General features: G+C 33.3%; 21 protein-coding genes and 1 other annotated feature. Of the genes, 20 read left to right on the top strand and 1 reads right to left on the bottom strand.

Annotated elements, in window-relative coordinates; translation table 11 throughout:
- Nucleotides 1-22 precede the first annotated feature (22 nt).
- From H1220_05650 to H1220_05565, 18 genes are all read left to right on the top strand, one after another.
- Nucleotides 23-859 (top strand): alpha/beta hydrolase, encoded by an 837-nt coding sequence (locus H1220_05650; GenBank protein QMI85211.1) that lies wholly within the window; start codon nt 23-25, stop codon nt 857-859.
- Nucleotides 860-1,024: 165 nt separating this feature from the next.
- Entirely contained in the window at nt 1,025-2,074 is a 1,050-nt protein-coding gene (locus tag H1220_05645) for a C40 family peptidase (GenBank protein QMI85210.1), read from the top strand.
- Nucleotides 2,075-2,138: 64 nt separating this feature from the next.
- Nucleotides 2,139-2,361: a binding site (T-box leader), on the top strand.
- A gap of 36 nt (nt 2,362-2,397) precedes the next feature.
- Complete coding sequence (locus H1220_05640; GenBank protein ID QMI85209.1) at nt 2,398-3,414, top strand: ATP-binding cassette domain-containing protein; 1,017 nt, start codon at nt 2,398-2,400, stop codon at nt 3,412-3,414.
- A 58-nt stretch (nt 3,415-3,472) separates the two neighbouring features.
- A complete protein-coding gene (locus H1220_05635; GenBank protein ID QMI86668.1) occupies nt 3,473-4,069 on the top strand; it encodes an ABC transporter permease in 597 nt (198 codons plus the stop codon).
- 10 nt (nt 4,070-4,079) lie between these two features.
- Nucleotides 4,080-4,922 carry a hypothetical protein gene (locus tag H1220_05630; GenBank protein QMI85208.1) on the top strand — a complete coding sequence of 281 codons (843 nt, stop codon included), beginning with the start codon at nt 4,080-4,082 and terminating at the stop codon, nt 4,920-4,922.
- A gap of 236 nt (nt 4,923-5,158) precedes the next feature.
- Nucleotides 5,159-6,160 carry a putative sulfate exporter family transporter gene (locus H1220_05625; protein QMI85207.1) on the top strand — a complete coding sequence of 334 codons (1,002 nt, stop codon included), beginning with the start codon at nt 5,159-5,161 and terminating at the stop codon, nt 6,158-6,160.
- Nucleotides 6,161-6,278: 118 nt separating this feature from the next.
- The gene (locus H1220_05620; GenBank protein QMI85206.1) at nt 6,279-7,340 is read left to right on the top strand and encodes a zinc-dependent alcohol dehydrogenase family protein; all 1,062 of its coding nucleotides are present in this window, start codon (nt 6,279-6,281) and stop codon (nt 7,338-7,340) included.
- A 263-nt stretch (nt 7,341-7,603) separates the two neighbouring features.
- The gene (gene glyQ, locus H1220_05615; protein QMI85205.1) at nt 7,604-8,518 is read left to right on the top strand and encodes a glycine--tRNA ligase subunit alpha; all 915 of its coding nucleotides are present in this window, start codon (nt 7,604-7,606) and stop codon (nt 8,516-8,518) included.
- Nucleotides 8,519-10,552 carry a glycine--tRNA ligase subunit beta gene (locus H1220_05610; protein QMI85204.1) on the top strand — a complete coding sequence of 678 codons (2,034 nt, stop codon included), beginning with the start codon at nt 8,519-8,521 and terminating at the stop codon, nt 10,550-10,552. It begins immediately after the preceding gene.
- On the top strand, nt 10,552-11,151 hold the full coding sequence (gene ruvA / locus H1220_05605; protein QMI85203.1) for a Holliday junction branch migration protein RuvA: 600 nt from the start codon (nt 10,552-10,554) through the stop codon (nt 11,149-11,151). The genes H1220_05610 and ruvA overlap by 1 nt, the downstream gene beginning before the upstream one ends.
- Nucleotides 11,152-11,213: 62 nt before the next feature.
- The gene (locus H1220_05600) at nt 11,214-11,912 is read left to right on the top strand and encodes an rRNA pseudouridine synthase (GenBank protein QMI86667.1); all 699 of its coding nucleotides are present in this window, start codon (nt 11,214-11,216) and stop codon (nt 11,910-11,912) included.
- A gap of 128 nt (nt 11,913-12,040) precedes the next feature.
- The gene (rny, locus tag H1220_05595) at nt 12,041-13,651 is read left to right on the top strand and encodes a ribonuclease Y (protein ID QMI85202.1); all 1,611 of its coding nucleotides are present in this window, start codon (nt 12,041-12,043) and stop codon (nt 13,649-13,651) included.
- 249 nt (nt 13,652-13,900) lie between these two features.
- Entirely contained in the window at nt 13,901-14,704 is an 804-nt protein-coding gene (locus H1220_05590) for a transposase (protein QMI85201.1), read from the top strand.
- 72 nt (nt 14,705-14,776) lie between these two features.
- The gene (locus H1220_05585; GenBank protein QMI85200.1) at nt 14,777-15,301 is read left to right on the top strand and encodes a transposase; all 525 of its coding nucleotides are present in this window, start codon (nt 14,777-14,779) and stop codon (nt 15,299-15,301) included.
- A gap of 237 nt (nt 15,302-15,538) precedes the next feature.
- Nucleotides 15,539-15,976, top strand: a complete 438-nt coding sequence (locus H1220_05580) for a helix-turn-helix domain-containing protein (GenBank protein ID QMI85199.1) — start codon at nt 15,539-15,541, stop codon at nt 15,974-15,976.
- A 36-nt stretch (nt 15,977-16,012) separates the two neighbouring features.
- On the top strand, nt 16,013-16,279 hold the full coding sequence (locus H1220_05575) for an IS30 family transposase (protein ID QMI85198.1): 267 nt from the start codon (nt 16,013-16,015) through the stop codon (nt 16,277-16,279).
- A complete protein-coding gene (locus H1220_05570; protein ID QMI86666.1) occupies nt 16,269-16,637 on the top strand; it encodes an IS30 family transposase in 369 nt (122 codons plus the stop codon). The genes H1220_05575 and H1220_05570 overlap by 11 nt, the downstream gene beginning before the upstream one ends.
- A 1,021-nt stretch (nt 16,638-17,658) precedes the next feature.
- Nucleotides 17,659-22,395, top strand: coding sequence for a MucBP domain-containing protein (locus H1220_05565; protein ID QMI85197.1), 4,737 nt, complete (start codon nt 17,659-17,661; stop codon nt 22,393-22,395).
- Between the two features lie 223 nt (nt 22,396-22,618).
- Here the strand turns inward: H1220_05565 and H1220_05560 are convergent, their stop codons facing one another.
- Nucleotides 22,619-23,923, bottom strand: a complete 1,305-nt coding sequence (locus H1220_05560) for an ISL3 family transposase (protein ID QMI85196.1) — start codon at nt 23,921-23,923, stop codon at nt 22,619-22,621.
- A 797-nt stretch (nt 23,924-24,720) separates the two neighbouring features.
- Here H1220_05560 and H1220_05555 point away from each other — a divergent pair.
- Nucleotides 24,721-24,927: a hypothetical protein gene (locus H1220_05555; GenBank protein QMI85195.1), complete on the top strand. Its 207-nt coding sequence runs from the start codon at nt 24,721-24,723 to the stop codon at nt 24,925-24,927.
- 51 nt (nt 24,928-24,978) lie between these two features.
- The gene (locus tag H1220_05550; GenBank protein ID QMI85194.1) at nt 24,979-25,728 is read left to right on the top strand and encodes a class I SAM-dependent methyltransferase; all 750 of its coding nucleotides are present in this window, start codon (nt 24,979-24,981) and stop codon (nt 25,726-25,728) included.
- Nucleotides 25,729-25,757: the final 29 nt, after the last annotated feature.

Below are 25,757 nucleotides of genomic sequence, written 5' to 3'. Positions count from 1 at the left end.
GATTTAGTATAAAGGAGAAAATATGTCGTATATTACAACAAAAAATGAGTATATTATGGTTTCGGGTAACCGAATTGCGTATAGAGAACTTGGGAAAGGGAAGTCAGCACTACCTTTGGTAATGCTTATTCATTTAGCAGCTACTTTGGATAATTGGGATCCAAAATTACTTGATTTACTTTCAGAAAAACAACATATCATTGTTTTAGACTTACCTGGTGTTGGTGCAAGTGAGGGGAAAGTAGCCGGTACTATTCCAGGAATGGCAGAGCAGGCTATTACCATTATTCAAGAACTTGGGTATGAAAAAATCAATCTTCTGGGTTTATCTATGGGTGGTATGATTGCACAAGAAATCGTTCGATTAAACAACGAATTGGTCAATCAGTTAATTTTAGCTGGAACAGCTTCTCGTGGAGGTAAAGAAGTAGATAAGGTGACTGGTAAGACTTTTCGCTATATGTTAAAAGCGAGTTTGGAGCGTGTCGATCCAAAACGCTATATTTTCTATAATCATGATGAACAAGGAAAACTTGAGGCAGAAAAAGTGTTAAATCGCATGAACATAAGACAAGATAGCTATGCAGATAAAGCGATGAAAGTGTCTGCTTTCTTAACACAATTAAAAGCAATCAAACGTTGGGGGAAATCACAAAGTGATGATTTACGTTTTATTACGCAACCAACGCTCATTGTCAATGGCGACAATGATATGCAAGTGCCAACCGAAAATTCTTATGATATGCACGAAAAAATTTCGGGTAGTCAACTGATTATTTATTCTAATGCAGGACATGGTTCTATTTTTCAAAATGCAGATACATTTTCAAAAGATGTGTTCACCTTTTTAGAAGTATAAAAAAGACGACGACATTCATAAATATGATATGGTGAACCGACAACTCAACATTGTCGGTTCATTTTTAGCATTCAAAAATATTGACGTTATCTAGGTTGTAAGTGTAAGATTGATAAAAAGACAAATCGTATTATGTCACAAAATTAGAATGTTAATGGTGAGAGAATGAAAAGAACTGAAAAACACGTAAAGAAAAAAGAAACACATTTAATAGGTATGGGTGTAGTCTTACTGTTGATGATATTTTCTATTTTCATTTATTTATTGATGAAACAGAATCAAACACAATCTGTTGTTCAAGAAACAGATACAAATCAAGTATCTAATCAATGGACGGCAGAGAAACAATTAAAAGTAGTCAATCGTTTTTCGACTTTTTTATTTAAGGCACCTACATCACATCCTGTAAAAGATATTTTATACGAGCAAGCATTGAAAAAAGAACCTTATGTGTTAAATCATGAACAGCGTGTTCAATTATTGCATGACCAGTTAGTCGATTCAGAATTGCTGTATGCCGATACGGTAAGGGTACTTGAAACAAGTGGTGATTATACAAAAGTTGTTGCACTCCAACAGCCTAATGGTAAAGATGTGGATGGGTATATCGGGTGGGTCTTTACTCAAGATTTATCTGATATTCCAGAAACGTTTAAAAGAGCTGAAAAACAAATTGTTGTGAGTAAAGCAACGACCAAAGGACGATTAGAGAATAGTGATATAACATTATCAATCGGTTCTTATTTACCATTAGTAGATGAAACAGCAACGGATTTTATTGTGGAAACCTTAAATGGAAAAGCGACCATTCAAAAATCAGATGCAATCGTGAGAGGATCTATGACTTCATTAGAAGAGATGATGACGATTGGAAAATCATTGATTGGGATAGACTATACATGGGCTGGGACAAGTGGTAATGGCTTTGATTGTAGTGGTTTGGTACATACTTTGTATCGTTTATTAGATATTCAAGTATCCAGAGATACAACGAAGCAAGTGCTTGATGGTATAGAGATACCAAAAGATAAAGCGTCTTTAGGTGATTTACTATTATTTGAAAATGAGCAAGGTATACATCATGTAGGTATTTACGTCGATAAAGGTGTCATGCTACACGCTCCAAATGAAAATGCCTCTTTAGAAATGATGTCCATTTTAGGAACACCCTATGAAAAAGAATTAAAATATGTGCGTCGAATTGTTCAACCATAATTTTGTGTAGATTATAATAAAAAAATATTGACAAAATGATGAGTCAATATTATAATTTCTCTCATAAAACGCAGTGAAAAGAAGAACATTAGTGGATAATTGTAGAGAGTTTGTGCGTGGTGAAAGCAAATATAATCGCTAATGGAAATGGTCTTAGAGTGGTTATTCTAACTTATTAGGAATAAACGGAGCACCCGTTATCGTGTCACAGTTTTAAACTGTATGAGGCTTATTTAGTGATGAATAAGTAAACAAAGGTGGTACCACGGGTGAAACTCGTCCTTCATGAAGGACGAGTTTTTTTGTGCAGAAAGGAGATTGATATGATAAAAATTGATGATGTTAGTGTACTGTTTAAACAGAAAAAACAGGAAATACAAGCCGTACATCAAGTCAACTTGCATATCGAAAAAGGTGATATATTTGGTATTATTGGATATAGTGGAGCAGGAAAAAGTACTTTGCTTCGATGTATCAATTTTTTAGAACAGCCAACATCTGGGAAAATAGAAGTTGACGGTGTGGATTTATCAACGCTAAATAAAAACGAATTAAGACGTGCTAGAGCAAGCATTGGTATGATTTTTCAGCAATTTAATTTGATTGCCTCTAAGACGGTTTATGAAAATATTGTTTTTAATTTAGTAGCGGCAAATGTACCAAAAGAAGAACATGCTACTCGTGTCAATGAATTGTTAACGCTTGTAGGGCTATCCGATAAAGCAACGAGTTATCCAAAAGAATTATCGGGGGGACAAAAGCAACGTGTCGGTATTGCAAGAGCATTGGCAAATAATCCAAAGATTTTATTATGCGATGAAGCAACGAGTGCATTAGATCCGGAAACAACAAAACAAATTTTATCTTTATTAAAAAAAATCAATGAATCATTAGGTATTACGATTGTACTGGTAACACATGAAATGGAAGTGATTAAATCCATTTGTCATAAAGTTGCTGTTATGGAGAAAGGACGCATTGTTGAGAGCAATCGTGTGTATGACTTGTTTGCACATCCACAATCAGATTTGATGAAACAATTTGTTGCGAGTTTATATGATGATGCTCTACCAAGTCAAGTGTTTAATCATAATGAAAAAGACACTCTTTTAACGTTAGTGTTTCATTCCAATAATGCCGAAGAACCGGTTATTGATAAACTAAAAGATTTATTTGAGGTATCTGTGTCAATTTTGCAAGGAAAAATTGAGTATATTCAAGATGAGCCATTGGGGCATTTAACGATTGCTTTATCCGGAAAAGATGAAGAAAAGGAAAAGGCACTAAGTTATTTAAGAAGTGTCGTATCACAGGTAAAGGTGGTGACGTCTTGTGATTGAAACATTTATTCAAGAAATTGGACCAGAATTTGTGAAAGCAATACAGGAATCAAGCATTATGGTAGGTTTATCGCTTATCATTGCGATTGTATTAGGGATTCCGTTAGGTATTTTACTTTATATTACAAGTCAAGGGCTAATATGGAAAAATCATGTAGTGAGAGCCATTTCTAATATGATTATTAACATGATACGTTCCATTCCATTTATTATTTTAATGGTTGCTCTGATTCCTGTTACAAAATTACTTGTTGGAAAATCAACAGGTGCTATGGGAGCCGTGGTACCGCTTAGTGTAGCGGCAGTGCCATTATTGGCACGTTTAGTTGAAACGGCTTTGCGAAATATAGACAAAGGTGTTTTGGAGTCGAGTGTGGCTTCTGGAGCTTCAACATGGCAAATCATTACCTCTGTCTTACTACCTGAAGCAACTTATGGCATTATACAAGGCATTACGTTAACACTTATTAACATTATTGCTTATAGTGCTACTGTTGGAGCAATTGGAGGAGGGGGGATTGGTGATTTAGCTATTCGATATGGTTATTATCGTTATGATAATATGACACTTATTGTGACGATTGTCTTTTTAGTATTAGTTGTCCAAATTATTCAAATATCGGGCGACAAATTAGCAGAATTAACGAAGAAATAGGAGAATGTATATGAAAAAATCATTTAAAAAATTACTATTATTAGGCTTAACAACTTTATCAGCTGTTACATTAGTGGCATGTGGTGCACAAACAGAAAAAGCAGCGGACAAAGAGAAACCACAAGAAAAGAAAAATTTAGTTATTGGTGCAACATCAGGACCTTATGCGGATATGGTGAAAAAAGCTATTAAACCAGGTCTAGAGAAAAAAGGTTATACAGTAGAAGTAAAAGAATTTACAGATTATGTACAGCCAAATAATGCTTTAGCAGCTGGAGAATTAGATGCTAATTTATTCCAACATATCATTTATATGAAAAACTTTGCTCAAAAAAATAATTTACAATTATCTGATTTAATTCAAGTACCAACAGCACCAATGGGTATTTACTCATCTAAATATAAATCATTATCTGAATTACCAGAAAAAGCAGAGTTATCATTACCAGGAGATGCAACAAATGCTGCACGTGCATATAATATTTTAAGTCAACAAGGTTTATTAAAATTAAATGCGGATGTAGATGTATTGAAAATTTCTCAAAAAGATATTGCTGAAAATCCAAAAAACTTAGTCTTTAACGAAATTGAAGCTGCTGGTTTACCAAGAGCTATCGAATCTTCTGATATTTCAGCTGTACCAGGTAACTTCGCTTTAGCATCTGGATTAGATTTAACAACAGCACTTGTTCTTGAAAAAATGGATGACAATTATCGTAACCGTGTTGTTGTCAATACAAAAGACAAAGATGCACAATTTGCAAAAGACATTATCGACGTTGTGAAATCAGATGATTTCAACAAAGTGATTGATGAACAATTCAAAGGTTTCGACAAACCGTCTTATAAATAAAGAGTTAACGAAAAAGCTTGAAATTAACACGTTTATGTGTTGATTTCAAGCTTTTTTACTATTAAATAATAGAAAGTAATCGAAATTAGTACATCTAATAAAAAATTAAATTAACAGATAAATTTCAGTCGTAGTGTATATTTCATAATTGATTGTTAGAATTTAGTAAAATACCTATTCAAAAGGGAGCATATTGTGTAAGATAAACATAAAAGATTAGAAAGAAGTGTCAGTATATGAAAATATCAATAAAACCTCTTTTACCAGGTGTAATAGCTGCTTTTTTTGTCACGGTTATGGCAAAAATGGTATCAAGCTATATTGCCATAGGAGGACCAGCAACATTAGCTATTTTGTTAGGCATTTTATTTGGTAATACTGTTTTAAAGCATCAAATATTTAATAAAGGAACAAAATTTTCTGAAAGTAAGCTTCTTGAGTGTTCTGTTGTTTTATTAGGATTTACTGTAACTTTTCAAACGATTAGTCAAATGGGCATCAATGGTGTCGGATATATTTTCCTCAATATGTCTATTGTGTTAATAGGAACTTATTTTTTAGGAAGACGTATTGGGTTTAATGATGAGATGAGTTTGATGATGGCGGGAGGAAATGCTGTATGTGGATCATCAGCTATCGGTGCTATTGCACCGGCAATACATGCTAAAGATGATGAGAAAGGTCAAATTGTCACATTAGTCAATTTATTAGGGACTGTGATGATGTTAACATTACCATTTTTAGCGACTGCACTGTTTCAAGATGCTTTGATGTCCAAAAGTGCCTTGTTAGGTGGTACATTGCAATCGGTAGGTCAAGTAGTGGCAGGAGCAAGCTTAGTCAGCGAAGAAACCGTTAAATTTGCGATGCTATACAAGATGACACGTATTATGTGTTTAGTATTTGTTGTATATGCTTGTAAAAAAGTAGTGTTTAAAAAACATCATTCGCCAATAGTTGTCCAAAAAAGACAAACATTCCCTATTCCGTGGTATGTGTGCTTATTTTTATTGATTTGCCTTATCAATAGTACCATAGGGATACTACCAGTTTTTGTATCCAGTGCAAAATTTGTAAGCAGTTGGTTTGAAACCATTGCTTTAGCCGCTATTGGATTACGACTGGATATAAAAAAATTCCTAAAAGAAGGTCCTAAATTTGCTATTTATGGATTGAGTGTGGGGCTTTTTCAAGTTGTGATAGCTTTGTTCATTATATTTCTTTTTCACATTCGTTAGTGCATCTTATTTTTGTGCCGAATAAACAATAAATTCGATGATTTTTGTATTTAAAAGTTATGTATTTTTTGTAAAAAATGTGGCATAATATAATCATATAGAAGAAAGGTGGTTAATTATGAAAGCCTATACATATGTTAAACCAGGAGAAGCAAAATTTGTAGAAAAAGACAAACCGGTTATTTTAAAACCAACAGATGCTATTGTTCGCATGGTAAAAACAACAATCTGTGGTACCGATTTACACATCATTAAAGGAGATGTTCCTGCTGTTAAAAGTGGCACTATTTTAGGACACGAAGGTATTGGTGTTGTGGAAGAAGTTGGTGAAGCAGTAACAAACTTTAAAAAAGGGGATAAAGTACTTATTTCATGTGTATGTTCATGTAGTAAATGTTATTACTGTAAAAAAGGAATTTATGCACACTGTGAAGACGAAGGTGGTTGGATTTTCGGTCACTTAATCGACGGAACACAAGCAGAATTTTTACGTGTACCACATGCAGATGCAACTTTATATCATACACCAGAAGAATTATCTGACGAAGCATTAGTAATGTTATCAGATATTTTACCAACAGGATATGAAATTGGGGTTCTTAAAGGTAAAGTAACACCAGGATGTACCGTAGCAATCGTTGGTTCTGGACCAGTTGGATTGGCATCTTTATTAACAGCTCAATTCTTCTCACCAGCAAAAATCATTATGATTGACCTTGATGACAACCGTTTAGAAAGAGCATTGTCATTTGGTGCAACACACGCAATCAATTCTTCTAATGTTGACGAAGCAATTCAAAAAGTATTTGAATTAACAGATAACCGTGGTGTCGATGTAGCCATTGAGGCTGTTGGTATTCCTGCAACATTTGACTTCTGTCAAAAAGTTATTGCGATTGATGGAACAATCGCAAATGCGGGTGTACATGGAAAACCTGTTTTATTCGATATTGAAAGATTATGGATTCACAACATCAATATTACAACAGGTTTAGTATCCACAAATACAACACCTCAATTATTACAAGCATTAGCAGCAAACAAAATTCAACCAGAAAAATTAGTAACACACTACTTCAAATTAAGTGAAATTGAAGAAGCATATGAAATTTTTGGTAAAGCAAGTGAACATAATGCGATTAAAGTTATTATCGAAAATGATATTACACCAGTTGAATAAAAATCACTCTAAGCCTAAACTAGCCAATGCTAGTTTAGGCTTTTTATATTATTTTGGCTCTATAATAAATCGTGTTGTACCAACAGATTTGACGGAGATTCAATATTTTTTGTAAAAAAACAATAAAAATGTTTATATATACATTATTTTAATAGCTTAGTATATCGTATTGTATCGTTGTGAATTGATTAAAAATATGGTAAAATGTGGCATGATTATGCCATTCTTTTATAAGAACGAGAAGATAGGAAAGGATATAAAATATGAAAAAAGGATTGACCTTACAAGAAATTATTTTAACATTACAAAATTATTGGTCTAAACAAGGTTGTTTATTGATGCAAGCGTACGATACGGAAAAAGGGGCAGGAACAATGAGCCCTTATACGTTTTTAAGAGCTATTGGACCAGAGCCTTGGAATGCAGCGTATGTTGAGCCATCTCGTCGTCCAGCAGATGGAAGATATGGTGAAAATCCAAACCGACTGTTCCAGCATCATCAATTTCAAGTCATTATGAAACCTTCTCCAGATAATATTCAAGAATTATATTTGGATAGTCTAAAAGCATTGGGGATTGATCCTTTAGAGCATGATATTCGCTTCGTAGAAGATAACTGGGAAAATCCGTCTTTAGGATGTGCTGGTTTAGGTTGGGAAGTTTGGTTAGACGGTATGGAAGTGACACAGTTTACATATTTCCAACAAGTTGGTGGTTTAGAATGTAAACCTGTTACAGCAGAATTGACATACGGTTTAGAGCGTTTAGCTTCTTATATTCAAGAAGTAGAAAGCGTGTATGATTTACAATGGACCGATACAGTAAAATATGGTGAGATTTTTATTCAACCAGAGTTTGAACATTCTACATACGCATTTGAAACAAGTGATGCTCCATTATTAAAAGAATTATTTGATAAATATGAAGTAGAAGCTTTGAAGCAAATGGAGAAAAATTTAGTTCACCCAGCTTATGATTATATTTTAAAATGTAGTCATACATTTAACTTAATGGATGCAAGAGGTATTATTTCTGTAACAGATAGAGCAGGATATTTGGCACGTATTCGTAATATGGCTAGAGAAGTCGCAAAAGCTTTTGTACAAGCAAGACGTGATTTAGGTTTTCCGTTGTTAAGTCGTGAAGAAGCACGAAAATTATTAGAGGAGGATAAATAAATGACAAAAGATGTCTTATTAGAAATTGGACTAGAAGAAGTACCTGCTAAATATGTACGTTCTAGTAGTGAACAATTAAAAGAACGTGTAGAACAATTTTTAACAGAAAATCGTTTGGCATTCAAAGAAGTGGTTGCGTATGCCACACCTCGTCGTTTGGCAGTTATTGTTAAAGAAGTTGTTGAAAAACAAGAAGATATAGAAGAAGTTGCCAAAGGTCCGGCAAAAAAAATTGCTTTAGATGAACAAGGTCAATGGACAAAAGCCGCTATTGGTTTTGTCAACGGGCAAGGATTATCAACAGATGATATTTTCTTTGAGGATATTAAAGGTGTTGAGTATGTTCATGTTAAAAAATCAATTAAAGGACAAGATACATTATCTATTTTGTCTGGTTTAAAAGATGTAATCTTAAAAATGACTTTTCCGATTTCAATGACATGGGGCAATCATACGTTGAAATATATTCGTCCTATTCATTGGTTAATCGCTCTTTACGGAGATACTATCATTCCATTTGATATTTTGGGTGTAGAAACAGGTACAACAACAAGAGGCCACCGCTTCTTAGGACAAGAAACGACAGTTTTGACACCAAGCGACTATGTTTCACAGTTAGAAAAAGAATATGTGTTAGTTAATCAAGAAGATAGAAAATCATTGATTGTGTCACAAATTGATGCGTTAGCACAAGAAAATGATTGGGTTGTGGAATTAGATGAAGAGTTGCTTGAAGAAGTAACAAGCATTGTGGAGTATCCAACTGCATTTTTTGGAACATTTGACAAAAAATATTTGGTTGTACCTGATGAAGTGCTTATCACCACAATGAAAGAGCACCAACGCTATTTCTATGTTAAAAATAAAGAAGGTCAATTATTACCATTCTTTATTTCTGTTAGAAATGGGAATGATCAACATTTAGATAATGTGGTTAAAGGAAATGAAAAAGTGTTGGTAGCACGTTTAGAAGATGCGCTATTCTTTACAAAAGAAGATGCTAAAATTCAGATTGCACAAGCAGTTGAGAAACTAAAACATGTTAACTTCCATGTGAAAATTGGATCTGTCTATGACAAAATGTCAAATACAAGAGCCATTTTAACAGTTCTTTCAAACTTGTTACAAATTGATGTGACACATGCTGTAAGAGCAGGAGAAATTTATAAATTTGATTTAGTGACAAATATGGTTGGTGAATTCCCAGAATTACAAGGAATTATGGGTGAAAAATATGCTTTAGATAAAGGTGAAAGTATAGAAGTGGCACAAGCCATTAGAGAGCATTATTTGCCTTTATCAAGTGACGGTGCTTTACCAGAAAGTATATCTGGAGCATTGTTGGCTGTTGCTGATAAACTAGATACATTGATTAGTTTCTTCTTAAAAGGAATGATACCAAGTGGTTCGAATGATCCGTACGCATTGCGTCGTCAAGCCATTGGTATTGTGTCTATTTTTGAAAAAGAAAATTGGCAAATCGATATGGTTTCTTTATTTGAAACTATTTTAAAAACAGTATACCACGTTGAAAATAGTGACGTTGTAGAGTTATTACGACAATTTATTTTGGCACGTTTACAACAAAAATTACAAAGTTATGATATTCGTTATGATGTGATTGAATCTGTTTTAGCGAGTCAAACATTAAATATTCCATTGCTTATCCATAATGCCAAAGATTTGCAAGAGCATACGCAAGAAATTGATTTTAAAGTAACAATCGAGGCTGTATCTCGTGTGTTAAACCTTGCTAAAAAATCGCATGATATAGAAAACTTCGGAAAAATAAACATCGTATCAGATTTATTTGAAACGGATAGTGAAAAAGTACTGGCACAAGTGATGCAACAAGTAGAGCATGTTTCTTATGATAGTTTAAAAATGTTGACACAACCTATTACAGCTTTCTTTAATGATAATATGGTGTTGGTTGAAAACGAAGAAGTTCGGAACAATCGTTTAAGTATATTGGTGCAATGTGCAACAAAAATATTAAACTATGCAGATACAACGAAATTAGTGGTGAAATAATGTTTGAGTATGTAAAAGGACAGTTAGTGTCGATTTATCCAACGTATGTAGTTGTAGAGGTGCATGGTGTTGGTTATCAGATTTTTATGCCGAATGCATTCGGTTTGCAAGAAATGCTCAAACAAGATATAACGGTGTATGTGTATCAAGCTGTTCGAGAAGATGCCATTACGTTATATGGATTTAAGTCATTAGAAGAAAAACAATTATTTTTGAAATTGATTAGCGTATCGGGGATTGGTCCAAAAAGTGCGTTGTCCATTTTGGCGAGTGATAATAGTGAGGGATTGATACAGGCTATTGAAACGAATGATGTTACTTATTTGACGAAGTTTCCAGGTGTTGGGAAAAAGACGGCAGCTCAAATAGTGTTAGATTTAAAAGGGAAGTTTACTGATATATCGAAACCTGTTTTGGAAAATCATATTCCTGTTTTAGAAATATCACCAATTTTAGCAGAAACGAAAGAAGCGTTATTAGGATTAGGATATTCGGAACGTGAAATTAAAAAAGTCTTACCTCAACTTGAAAAAGAACATTGTCAATCGACAGATCAAGCGTTGAGAATTGCATTTAAACTTTTATTAGGAAGTAAATAAATCAATAAAATCACAGTGGGTTACCAGTGTGATTTTATTGTGTTAGTAGGTAGAAAAAGATGATTAGATTAGATAAATTTTTAGTAGACATGGGTGTTGGCTCACGAAAAGATGTTAGAGAGTTAATCAAAAAGAAACAAGTCCAAGTAAATGGAGAAATTGCTAAAAAAGCAGATGATAAAATAGATGGAAAACAAGATGAAGTTATGTGCCAAGGGGTAGTATATCACTATACAGAATACGACTATATTATGTTAAATAAACCACAAGGTGTGGTAAGTGCAACAGAAGATAAGATACATCAAACAGTTTTAGATTTGTTGGATAAAAGGTATCATCGAGTAGCACCTGTTGGTAGATTGGATAAGGATACACAAGGTCTATTATTATTGACAAATGACGGTGCTTTAGCACATGATTTATTATCTCCTAAAAAGCATGTTGATAAACGATATGAAGTACATCTAAAATATCCAATTCAAGAAGATTTAGTACTTTCTTTTGAAGAAGGCATCATATTAGAAGACGGCTATAAATGTTTGCCTGCTAAGCTCACGATAAAAGATTCGTATTGTGTATTCGTGACGATTCAAGAAGGAAAATTTCATCAAGTAAAACGTATGTTTCAAGCATTGAATAATAAAGTTGTTTTTTTAAAACGATTGAGTATGGGAAGTTTACAATTAGATGAAACACTTCCAATTGGAGCATATCGAGAGTTAACAATTGAAGAATTGGAGCATTTAAAAAAGGGTAGATAAATGACCATATAATATTTGACAAGGGACTATATTATCTATAAAATGTAAGGGTGTACGGCTAAGTTGTCGTATGTCATTATGTATTATTTAGTAAAAATAAAAAAATAAATATGATAGGAGGTGTCGATATGGGACCTAGTGGTTTAATCCCACAAGGAGATGCAACCTCTACTATCATTGTTATTTTAGTAGCTGCTATCCTTGGTATAGGGGCAGGATATATTTTTAGAAAATTATCTTATGAAAAAAAATTGGCAAGTACACGTGGTACAGTCGAATTTTTATTAGAAGATGCTAAAAAGAATGCGGATTTGACATTAAAAGATGCGGAATCTGAGAAAAAAGCTTTATTATTAGGTGCAAAAGAAGAAATTCAACAATATCGTACAAGTATAGATCAAGAGTTAAAAGAACGTCGAAACGATGTCATTGAACAAGAAAAAAGACTTGTTCAGCGTGAAACAAATTTAGATAGAAAAGATGAGAACTTATCTCGTCGTGAGCAAACGATTGATGATAAGGAAAAGGTACTATCTCAACGTTCTGAAGTATTGTCACAAGAGCAATTAAAAATAGAATCATTGATTGCACAACAACAACAAGAATTGGAAAATATTGCATCTTTAACATCTGATGAAGCAAAAGAAATCATTTTAACAAAACTAACAGAAGAATTAAAACATGAACGTGCCGTTTTGGTAAAAGAGTCACAACGTCAAGCAGAAGAAACAGCCGATCGTCAAGCAAAAAATATTATTTTACAAGCTATTCAACGTACGGCATCAGATTTAGTTTCTGAAAATACTGTATCAGTTATTTCTTTACCAAATGAAGAAATGAAAGGTCGCATTATTGGGCGTGAAGGACGAAATATTCGTACATTAGAAACGTTAACAGGGATTGATGTTATTATAGATGATACACCAGAAGCTGTTGTATTAAGTGGTTTTGATCCAGTACGTCGTGAAATTGCTAAAATGACATTAGAAAAACTCATGAAAGATGGACGTATTCATCCGGCTCGTATTGAAGAAATGGTTGAAAAATCTAGAAAAGAAATGGATGAACGCATTCGAGATATTGGGGAAAAAGCAGTCTTTGATGTAGGTGTGCATACATTACATCCTGATTTAATTAAAATATTGGGACGTTTATATTTCAGAACAAGTTATGGACAAAATGTCTTAAATCATAGTATTGAAGTGGCTCGTTTATCTGGTATCATTGCTGGAGAATTAGGAGAAAACGTTAATTTGGCAAAACGTGCAGGATTGCTACATGACTTAGGAAAAGCCTTAGACCATGAAGTAGAAGGATCACACGTGGAAATTGGTGCTGAATTTGCTCAAAAATATAAAGAAAATCCTATTGTTGTCAATGCCATTGCTTCCCATCATGGTGATGTTGAAGCTACCTCAGTCATTGCAGTGATTGTTGCCATTGCAGATGCGTTATCTGCTGCAAGACCAGGTGCTAGAAGTGATTCATTAGAAAACTATATTAAACGCTTAGAAAAACTTGAAGAAATTTCAAATAGTTTTGAAGGTATTGATAAAAGTTTTGCCATACAAGCAGGTCGTGAAGTACGTGTCATGGTTAAACCTGATGTATTGGACGATGATCAAACAGCTTTATTGGCACGTGATATTAAAGAGAAAATTGAATCTGAGTTAGAATATCCAGGGCATATTAAAGTAACAGTGATACGCGAATTGCGTTCAGTGGAGTATGCTAAATAAAACACATAACAAATCATCCTAGTGCAAGAAGCACTAGGATGATTTGTTATTTCAGACTGTTGACAAATTAAAATGTCGACAGTCTTTTTTCGTATCAGACGTTAAGTTGTCCGGCTTACCACGATGTACACGATACATCGCTCGCTCTCTACTACGTGCGAGAACGAAGCCATTCGTACCACAACGTCTGATACGATAATAACGCTTAAAAGTGGTATAATAGAGATAAGAAAAAGGAGGGAAAAATCGATGTTTTATAAAGAAACTCACCCAAATGATGAAATCATATTAAACACATTGTCCGAATTAGTACCAAAAGACCATTTACTACGTAAAATTGATAAATCAATTGATTTCAACTTTATTTATGAAATTACTTCTCCTTATTATAGTCATACGAATGGTCGCAATAGTTTAGACCCTGTTGTTTTATTTAAATTGGTCTTTTTAAAAGATATTTATGGCATTAAATCCATGCGAGAAACCATTAAACGTGTCGAAACGGATGTAGCGTTTAGATGGTTTTTAAACCTCCCTTTCTCTAAACCTACCCCACATTATTCTACTTTCTCTCAAAATTATATTCGCCGTTTTCAAGGGACGTCTGTGTTTGAAGATATATTTAATACTATTGTACACCAAGCTATCTCACATCATTTAATTAGTGGGACAGCTTTATTCACAGATTCCACACACATTAAAGCAAACGCCAATAAAAATAAATTTAGAAACGCTGTTATTGAAGTGGTTCAAGAACGTAAACGAGATTTAGAAAACGAAATCAACGCCGAACGAGAAGCTATTGGAAAAAAGCCTTTTAGCTACACAGATAAAATCATCTCTAAAAACATAAAAGAAAGTACGACTGATAAAGAAAGCGGCTATTACCATCGGGATAATAAAGAAAAAGGATTTATGTACTTAGACCATCGTAGTGTCGATGGTAAACACAATTTTATTGTAGACTGCTTTATTACACCGGGGAACGTGCATGATAGTGTACCGTATGTGTCACGATTAACACATATAATGAAACATTTCATTTTAATGTGAATTGTGTCGCGTTAGATAGCGGATATTATAAAAAACATTTTAAAATTTTTAGAAGAGCAAAAGATATTTTCTGTGATTGGGTATAGACGTTTTCATCGCAATCCTGACCATAAGTTTTTTCGATATGATTCATCTAGAGATTGTTTTACGGATACACGTACGGGAGAAATTTACACCTACAGAAACATTGATAGACAAGGATATAAGCAGTATCGTATAAGCGATAACAGTAATAAACGGATACTACGTCGAGCGATAGATGCTGATGTATACGATAGATGTCGTGAACGTCGATTATCTACGTTTGGGAAAGCACTATATAAACGACGGAAAGAAACGATTGAGCGTAGCTTTGCAGACTCTAAACAAAATCATGGGTATCGGTTTGCACAATATAGAGGAGTAGCCAAGATGCAGCAGTACACTTGGTTATCTTGTGCTGCCCAAAACATGAAAAAAATGGCAATCCTACTCACGAGAGATAGCCATTTTTTACAATATAGTTCTTTATTTATCATTTTTAAATGCAAAATCCAACGTATTTTTCAAAACTGGAGAAATACGTTGGATTTTTTATCGCTATTGTCAACAGTCTGACATAACAAATCATCCTAGTGCAAGAAGCACTAGGATGATTTGTTATTTTCGGCTGTATAATTTTTAGGGTTGCTGGCATAAGCCAGCAACCCTAATTTTATGGGCTCTATAATAAATCGTGTGGGTGGGAATAATCCACCAACACGATTTTGTATAAACTTTATATATAAAAGTAGACAAAAAAAGACAGATAATTAACTTACTAAAATCCACTACAACATTAGAAAGGTCATTATCATGTCTGAAATAAATTATAACACAAAAAAACAATATACACAGCTATCATTGGTTGAACATACAAAAATTGAAACGTTATTAAACGAAAAGAAGTCAATACGATATATCGCTGAACGACTCGGAAGAAATGTATCCACAATCTATAGAGAAATCAAACGAGGAAGCGTTAATCAAATGGTTCATCGAAATGGTATTCAACGTGACGAACTAAAATATTACGCTGAAACAAGCCATCATATTTATAAAGCTAAGCAACAAAATAAATATCATCATGATTTAACTGAAAAATTTAGTCAGCAATTTTTCAAAGACTTACAACAGGCAGTCACTGAAACATACAGAATACACAGTATTGATACCTTTGTACATTGGTATCGCCTAAATCACCCTAATGAAAAAGTCCCTTGTACGAAAACGGTTTATACGTTTGTCCATTAAGGTATTATCCCTATCAAACCAATTGCTTTACCCAAAATGGTAAGCATTAGAAAACGACCGAAAAAAGAGCCCACCAAAACATACAAGAAAAACATGGGAACCTCTATCGAAAATCGACCAGCCGTAGCGAATAATCGTACAGAATTTGGACATTGGGAAATTGATTTGGTCTTATTTAAGAAAACGAAAAATGAAGTTCTATTATTAACGTTAGTAGAACGACAAACACGTTATACAATTATATGTAAAATGAATGGTAAAACAGCACAATGTGTTTTACGGACATTAAAGAATATTTTTTAAACAATATGGGAAATCAACCTTCAAGAGTATAACATCTGATAATGGTTCAGAATTCGCATCGTTATCTGAATTAGAATCAAAACATTTAAATATTTACTACGCACACCCTTATTCATCTTATGAGCGTGGTACTAATGAAAATCATAATGGACAGATACGGGAGTTTTTACCTAAGGGTAAATCTATCAACACCGTTAAAAAGTCAACTATTCGTAAAATAGAATCCTGCTTGAGTCATAAAATACGACGTAAATTAGGTTATCGTGCACCTGCAGAGTTATTTTTATTGCGGGTAGGTTCATCGTTTAATAAAAACAGGTTTCCCGTCAAGGCACACTTTGTTTTTCGCCTTGACTAGAAAACCTTGGTTTTTATTATTGGGTTATTAACCCCGCAAAAAAGAAAGTGATTATCGTTTTTTGCACTTTACTTTACAATTGAAGATATGAAATGAATATTTAGTTGATTATTGTATTTTTTGTTTGATACCTCGTATTAATTTTGACTAGGACAAAATATAAGCAATATTTTATTTGGTTATTAGGTTAGTGTAATCATGTATTTTTCCTGATTTATTAAATTTTAGAAGAGATTTTCTTTATTTTTATTCATTTTCAATATTTGCTTGTCTTTTTAAATAAAAGTTTTTTTAGTATTTGAGTAAAAAGTTGATTTTTTACTTATAAATAAGTTCTTTTTTAGAAAAAAGTGGGTAATAAATATAAAATGATTGCCTAAAAACCTAGACATTTGCGGACAAATGTTTATAATAATAGGTAGAAAGGGGGAGGGTGGAAATGTTTGATAGTTCCTCTCTACATCATACAGTTTTTTTGAAATGATATTTGAAAACAATTTCTTTATTTTCGGAAATTTATAGATATAATTTGTCCGAAAATGTCTAGGTAAAAGGACAGTGTATGTGTCAAGAAATATGGAAGGAGGACTTGATAATAAGATAATAAGGCAGACGATGAAAAAGAAAATATATGCCTGCTATCAACTATCATATAAAAAGGGATGTATTAAGAGAAAGACAACAGAATCTAATTTATACAAAAGCAGAACATTTACTTGTAGAAGATGTGAGAAAGTAGTCATAACAAAAGAGGGAGAACTTGATAGACGCACAACTTTTTGTAGTCGACAATGTTCAAGAAGATATTGGAGACATAGGTCTAGGAAAATGATAATAATAGAATAGGTTTATTGATAAAGAAGATGAAACAAAGAAGAAAAAATGAATAGAGGTAAACAGGTTAAGTTTTAAAAAAAGAATAGATAACTATTTTCTTAACGTAAAAGGGATTGGAAGATAATGTATAAATAAAAAATATAATATAAGGTATGGAAATAAAACTTAGGAGGAAATAAAAGAAATGTTTAATAGAAAAAAAGATCGTTTTTCTATACGTAAGTTTACAACAGGTGTGGGTTCTGTTCTTTTAGGGACGCTATTATTATCTGCGCCTATTATGAATGTTGTAGCAACAGAAACAACAGCAAGTGCAGTGGCAGCTAGTGATTCTGGAACAAAATATGAAGGAAAAGAAGTAACACCAACAGTTACAGTTACACCAAATTTATCAGCAACTGGTCAACCACCAACTGCTTACAACAGATCAAAAGTAGCCTTTGATTTTGGTGATCAAAAATTACATAAAGGTGATTATTTTGTTGTAGAATCAGAAAATAATGCAATTGAAATGCCGTCTGCTTTTATTATTAAAGATACATCTGGAAAACAATATACTATTGCAACTGTTGAAAAAATGGGCTATGAAACAGACATTATGAAAGCAACAAATGCTACAGACGCTACACGTTTTAACATGGCACATAGTAACGATATCTTATCTTCTAGAAGAAAATATAAAGTGACTTTTACAGATGATGTTGAAGGCTTATTAAATGTAAAAGCAGAAATGTCATTTAGTGTTTCAAAAGAAGTGATTTTTTCAACAGATGATAGACAATCAACATTTAAAATATCTGTAAACGGTAATCCAGTTTTTGCAAAAGAATTTACAATTCCAGCATTTGATGAAAAAAATGGTACAGCAAAACAACATGAGTTAAATAGTAGTGCAGATAGAACTTATCGTTCATTTGACCTTACAATTTGGGATTATCGTCCACAAGGTGCTAATAAAACAGACGAAAATCTTAAAAATATTGGATTCTTTAAAGATTTAACGGCTGAAGGATTTGCTGTTATCAACGGACAAGTTAGTGGATTTCCTCAAGGGTTTAAAATGAGCTTTACGTCAACAAAAAATCCGGGTGAACCAGGTGCATTTACTTTCCCAGCGGATAAAATGCGTATCAACGAAAAGCTTCCAGTTAAATGGGCACCGTATTCTGTAGATGGTAAAAGACAAGCTAACTCAAATGATGGAAAATTATATGTAACACCAGATAATATGTATTATATTATTGATAGTATTACAGATAATGGACGCACTATTAATTTAAGTTTCTTTGGTGACTATAGTAAACCAGGTTATTTAACTTTAGGTGCATTGAATTTAGATGATGACGTAGCACTTGGTAAATCGTCTCGTATTGTTACAAACTTTTCAGACCCAAATCCAGCACCTGCTGGCACTACAGATATTTTCAGTTACAAATTTGTAGATTCTGCTACTAATGAAGAATCTGAGGTACAAGGTGGTGTAACTGGAAAATATTTATATTATGACTTTACAGCAGCAGCATCAGGTGTTCCTGCAAGTTCTCCAAACGCAGATGAAGTTTTAGGAAAAGGTTCAGTTATTGTGAATTATGTAGACGTAGATGGCAATTTACTGAAAGATAAAGATAGTGTTGTAGCAAAATCAAATGAACCTGTTGGATCAGAATATGATACAACTGATAGTACATTGAAACCAGAACTAATTGAAAAAGATAATATCACTTATCGCTTAGTACAAAAAGAAGGACCTTATACTGTTGGAACTGTAGGTGCAGATAATAACTTAGTAGCAGATAGTTCAGAAAATGATTTAGTGTCTTTAACCGATGCAACGGGTGTAAATCCAAAAGGAACAGTTGCACAAGGAACACGTTATGTTACTTACGTTTATGAGGCAATTAAAGGAAATGTAGTAGTAAATTACAAAACTGTTGACGGATTACCTCTTTCATTTGAAAAAGACGGAGCTGTTGTTTCTCAACGAGATGCGGCAAAAGACCGTCCAATTAACGAAGCGTATAATACGTTAACACCTGAATTAAGACCAGAAACAATTACAACACCTGCAGGCAAAACATATCGTTTAGTCGTTAAAGCAGACACTTATCCAGTTGGTCAAGTAGATAAAAATGGTCATTTAACATCTAGTGATGCAATCGATGGTACCGTTACAGAAAATACACAAACCATTACATATGTCTACGAGGAAGTTACAGGTAATGTTGTTGTTCAATACAAAACAGTTGACGGGGAAGAAATTGCTCCACAAGCTGATGATACAGTTAAAGGTGCCATTGAGAGCAAATATAATACAGTTGACTTAAGACCTGAAACTATTACAAAAGAAGGTAAAACGTATAAACTAGTTAAAAAAGCAGGTCCATACACAGTAGGTCAAGTAGATAAAAATGGTCATTTAACATCTAGTGCTGCAGAAGAGGGAACTGTTATCGAAGGAACACAAACAGTTATTTATGTTTATGAAGAAGTTAAAGGTGATGTTGTTGTTCACTATAAACGATTGGATGATAGTGTAACTATAAAAGGCGATTATGTAGATACAAACCCAGTTTCTGTAGGAACAGGATATGATGCTACTCAAACAACAGAAGATGGAGAACAAGAAAGACCTACTAAAATTACTTTTGATAGTAAAGAATATGAATTAGTTGAAGCGATGACACAAGGTAGCCCAGTGGGTAACGTGGTGGAGGGAACGACACATATTACATACTATTATAGAGAAGTTGTAAAACCTAATGGTTCAGTAATTGTTCATTATGTTGAAGAAGGTACAGATAAAATTATTTCAAAAGAAGTAATTGATACTCCAAGCGAACCTGTAGGAACAGAATATAATACAGATGATTATAAACCTACAAGAATCTACACGGATGACAAAAAAATCTATGAATTAGTAAGATTACAAGAAGGTAAGCCAGGAAATTCTCCTGAAACAGGAACCGTAACAGAAGAACCAACACATGTGACTTATGAGTACCGTGAAGTAAAAGGTAAAGTTATTGTTCACTATGTGGATATGGACGGAAACGAATTAAAAGAAGATAGAGAAGATACACCATCCTCATCAGTAGGCACACCATACAATACCGGTACAGATGACGTTGAAAAACCAAAAGAAATCGAAAAAGATGGTAAAATATATGAATTGGTACCAAGTTTAACAAAAGGTCATGAAGAAGGTAATGTTGTTGAAGGTATAACAGAAGTAACATATGTGTATAAACTCAAAGAAGACAAAACAGGGCATGTTGTTGTACACTATGTCAATACAAACGGAGATGTAATTCATTCTATTTATAACGATACAACAAATGCTAAAGTAGGTGAACCTTATAATACGAATGAAGACACATTAGAAAAACCAGTGTTTATTCGAAATGGTGATAAAACATATAAATATAAAGAAATATCAAAGGGTAATGTAGTAAATAATAAAGTGATTGTTCAAAAATCTGATACTGATCACGTTGTACCTGATGAAACAGGAACAGTTCTAGAAGGTACAACACATGTTATTTATGTGTATGAAGAAGTCATACCAGAAGAAGTGAAAAAAGGTAAAGTGACTGTTAAATACGAAGATACAAGCGGTAAAGAAATTAAAAAACCTGTTGAAGATACACCAGAATCTCCAATGGGAACATATTATGAAACACCGGATAAAAAAGAACCTAAAATAACAGCAGAAGATGGCACAGTTTACTATCCAATAGAAAAACCAGTAAAAGAGGGTTCAGATCCTGAAAAAGGAACCATTCAAAAACCTGAAACAACGGTAACGTATGTGTATGAAAAAGCAGGTTCTGTTATTGTAAAATATGTAGATGAAAACGGCGTTGAAATCAAAACATCAAAAGATGCAGAAAGAAATGAAAAACCTGGTAAACATTACGACACAACAACTACAACACTTCGTCCAAACAAAATCGAAAAGGATGGTAAAACGTATGTATTGGTTTCTAAAGGTTTAGATTATAAAGTTGGAGAAGTAGATGAAAACGGTCGTTTAGTTAAAGGAGACTTGGCAGCAGGATCAGTTGAATCAGATGTGGAAAAAGTGGTAACGTATGTGTATAAATTAGAAAATACAACACCTACTGAAAAACTAGGTAAATATGTCCCATATATTCCAAAAGATCCAAAAAAACCAACAGATCCAAATGATCCATTAAGTCCGACAAATCCAACAACAGGTAAGGATATTGACCCAGTACCATATGATGCTACACCAAAAAATCCAAAAGATAATCCACCATTACGAGATGTAGAGGGCTATGTGCCGGTTAATCCAAAAGATCCAAAAACGCCGTTAACACCAGTTGATCCAAAAAATCCAACTAAAGGTTATATACCACCTGAAATTAAAAATCCGGATGATTCAACAGTGGATACACCAGTACCATATGTGCCAGCAGGTACGGTTAAAGTGCATTATGTAGATGAGTCAGGTAAAGTGATTCAAGATCCAACAGTAGATACACCTAAATCTCCAGTTGGTACAGGATATAATACAAATGAAGATGAGAAAGAAATTCCTGAAGTGATTACAGGAAAAGACGGTAAACAGTATATTCTTGTGAAAGTAAAAGATGAAGACAAGGATAAACAAAAAGGTGAAGTGATTCAAGGAAATATTGATGTCACATATATTTATAAATTAGTAGAAACAGGAAAACCAGGTATACCACCAGTTATACCTACTCCAGAACAACCAAAATCTGATAAACCATTGACACCGACAAAACCAAGTGAACAACCTTCTGGTAAAGTGACAAGTCCAGTATTGCCACATACAGGTGAAACAGGACAACATGCCATGTTCTATGGAGCGACTGCTCTTGGGTTAGGTTTAATGGTTGCAGCATTAAGAAAACGATTGGAAGAAGAAGCCGAATAAATCGTATTCAAACATCTTAAATCGTATCGTACAAAAAAGGCTCTATGTCAAATAGGGTTGATGACTCATAAAAAGTAGTGATGTCACAAATGTTACGTCACTATCTTTTTATTTTAAGTCACAAAGTGATGTACGGCTCACCGAAATGTACACGATACATTTTTCTCTTCCCCTACGTTGTGCGGGGAAGGAGCTATTCGTACATCACTTTTGACTTAAACTATTAAGCAACTAGTGAAGTAGATGGTACGGTATATGGTACATATAACTTACAGATTAATAAAATACGATTTCTAAAATGTGAAAAGTTACGATAACCATAGGCATTTCTCTTAAGTACTTTAATTTTATGATTGATTCCTTCAAGTGCACCGTTAGTCAAATGATGGTAGATAAAGGTGTTTTTAATATAGGGTAAATACCCTTTGAAAGTTCTTAATACTCTACGTAAACCAGGAGAAATAGCTTCCTGTTTAGCCCATATGAGTATTTCTTCAAATCGGTCAAAATCTCTATTATGTAAAGCATCTCTTAATTGATGAACGACATCGTATGTGGCTCTTAGTTCGGGGACTTGTTCCAATAAATAATCGACTATCCCTTGTGTATGCGTCATCCAATCAAACAGTGGAAAACGGTGATAAGGATAACTACTTAGTGTATCTGTGTTACTTAAAAACAACTTCCAATAACGTTTCATTTTGTTGTATAAACGGCGATTGTTCTGATGTAAAGCTTTCATTACATGCACTCTGTGTTTTGTTAACTCACGATTTAATGCTTGTACAATATGAAAAGGGTCGATAATGATATGTGCGTTAGGAAATACTTGCTTGGATATCTGAATATAGGGGCGAAACATATCAATCGTAATTGTTTTAACAGCTTTTCTTGTCTGGGTATCGTATCTAGCAAAGTAGTCTAATAGCGTGCTGGATTTACGGTCGTGTACAACGTCAATCAGTTGATGAGTCAGTGCATCACAATAGATAAAACTCATGGCACTATCAGAAGATTTTACTGACTTGAATTCATCAAAGCACAGATGATGAGGTAATTGTGTGTTGTGATTTACTTTTAAAGTAGAGGCGACCTTATCAACAATACGTCTGACCGTATGTACAGATACATTGTGTTGTTTAGCGATGTACGTTTCTGAAATGGTTTCTGTTAAAGTGTCCATTATCTTTTGTTTTAAACGGTTTGTGATAAAACAATGCTTATCCACAATAGGTGTTTCCGCTGTAAATGATGATTGACAGGATTTACAATAAAAACGTTGTTTAGTGAGTGATAAATAGGCGTTTAGTCCTGAAATTTGGCATAAAGACAGTTGCGATTGACGTGTCCCATTTTTTACAATGCCATTGGTTGCGTGACAATTTGGGCAACAATCTGGTGTATAGGTTAATTTACCGTATAAGACCAATGATTTTTTATGTCGAATGTCACACTCTGATATGTTTTCATGATCAAATGTGATGTTTTTATCCTTTAATTGTAGTAAGATTTCTGTTATATTAGACATAGGCAATTTCTCCTTATTATTTGGTCGTACTTTTAATTTAAGAGAAAATTGCCTTTTTGTCTACATAAAATTAGGGTTGCTGGCTTATGCCATCAACCCTAAAAATTATACAGCCACAAAAAAACTCTCGTAAGATTTTCTTACGAGGGTTTTTGCTTCTGGGTGAAATAACGGTCTATGTCAAACCTGAATTGTCGAATAGATATGCCTATGAGTGAAAAAAGTGTATTTTATAGTTTCTTTTCAAATGGTGTTGGTGGAGAGAAATAGTGAGTATGTTGGTAGTGAATGGCATTAACCATTCACTACCTTTTTCACATTCTTTTTCTGCCATTGGGAATGGTGTTGTATGATAAACATAAGATAATATTTTTTATTTAAAAGTAGAATTTTTTTATTGTTTATTCATTTTTACACATTTGTTTTCTAATGGTTTTATATTGACTTTCTAATGTTATAGAATATAATAAAAGCATAGTAGATAAGTGATTTTTAAAAATTTAGTGCAGAAAAGATTGCATATAAGGCTATTTGTCAATGAATAAGTTATGGGAGAAAAAGAGTAAATATTTGATAAGTAGTAATATTTTTTGTAGTTAGTATAGTTATTTATTGTGTGTGCTGAATGATAGAAAGGGGTGTTGTCAAATGATGTGACGAAATATATTGTTTGGTAAATGATAACATTACATCAATTAAAATCGTAATGAATTTGATGGTTTTATGTGTTGGAGATTTATTTTGAAAAATAAGCAGTTATACTATGTCAATATTGTAGTATTTGATTAAGATAGATATTGTATGAAGTAGATGATGTGGTGAAAGCAAAACAATTTTTAAATATGTATGGCTTGCCTTTTGAAGAAAATTCATACAAAATAATTGTAAAAGGAGAGTTAGCTGACTATATTTCATGTTTTCAAAAGCATTTTATTGCTATTCATAAATGTTATGTGTTGCATCAATCATTAGAGGCAGAGTTTGAAAAATTATATATGACATAGAAAACAGCACTTTCCATAAAAACAGTTAAAGAATGTATGGAGGGAAAAGATATGATTCAATCATTTTGGAATAAGCATGCACAGGGGTATAGTCAACTCATTCGGTCAGATTTACAAAGTAATAAAGTAGAGAAGTGGCAACACTTTATTTTTGATGAAATAGATAATACTGTTTCTTTAAATATTTTGGATATTGGAACAGGACCTGGATTTTTTCCTGCTATTTTAACTAGCGATACGAGAAAAGTAACAGGAATTGATTTGTCAGACGAAATGATAAAAGTAGCCAAGGAAAATTTAAAAAAACTAGGTATTGATGCTACTATTATCAAACAAGATTGCCAAGAAACTGATTTTCAAGAGGCTAGTTTTGATGTGTTAATTTGTCGAAATTTAGTATGGACAGTACCAAATCCTGAAAAGGCTTACCGTGAATGGTATCGTTTGTTAAAACCAAATGGACAATTATTGATTTTTGATGGGTCTTGGTATAGTCATCATTTTCATGAAGATGCCAAAAAACGCTTTGACGAAAAGGCAAAAGAGTTACAAGAAAAGTATAATCTTATTGCACACAATTATGGTGATAAGACAACAGACCCAGAGGATTTTGATATGATGAATGCCTTGTATTTAAGTGATAAAAGAAGACCAGAGTGGGATAAAACATGTTTGGAAAACATAGGCTTTACAGTCACAAAAATTGAAGAGAATTATTTAGATAGAATACTTGATGAACAAGAAAAACAATATCGTACCGATATTGCGCCAGTATTTTTCATTAAGGCTATAAAAAAATAAGCTAGTATATGTATTTCTAATAAGGGAGT

The sequence above is a fragment of the Carnobacteriaceae bacterium zg-84 genome, assembly GCA_013874835.1.
In the GTDB taxonomy this organism is placed as follows: domain Bacteria; phylum Bacillota; class Bacilli; order Lactobacillales; family Aerococcaceae; genus WM01.
The sequence above is the reverse complement of the archived record's forward strand: the minus strand, read 5'-3'. Positions and strand labels throughout refer to the sequence as shown.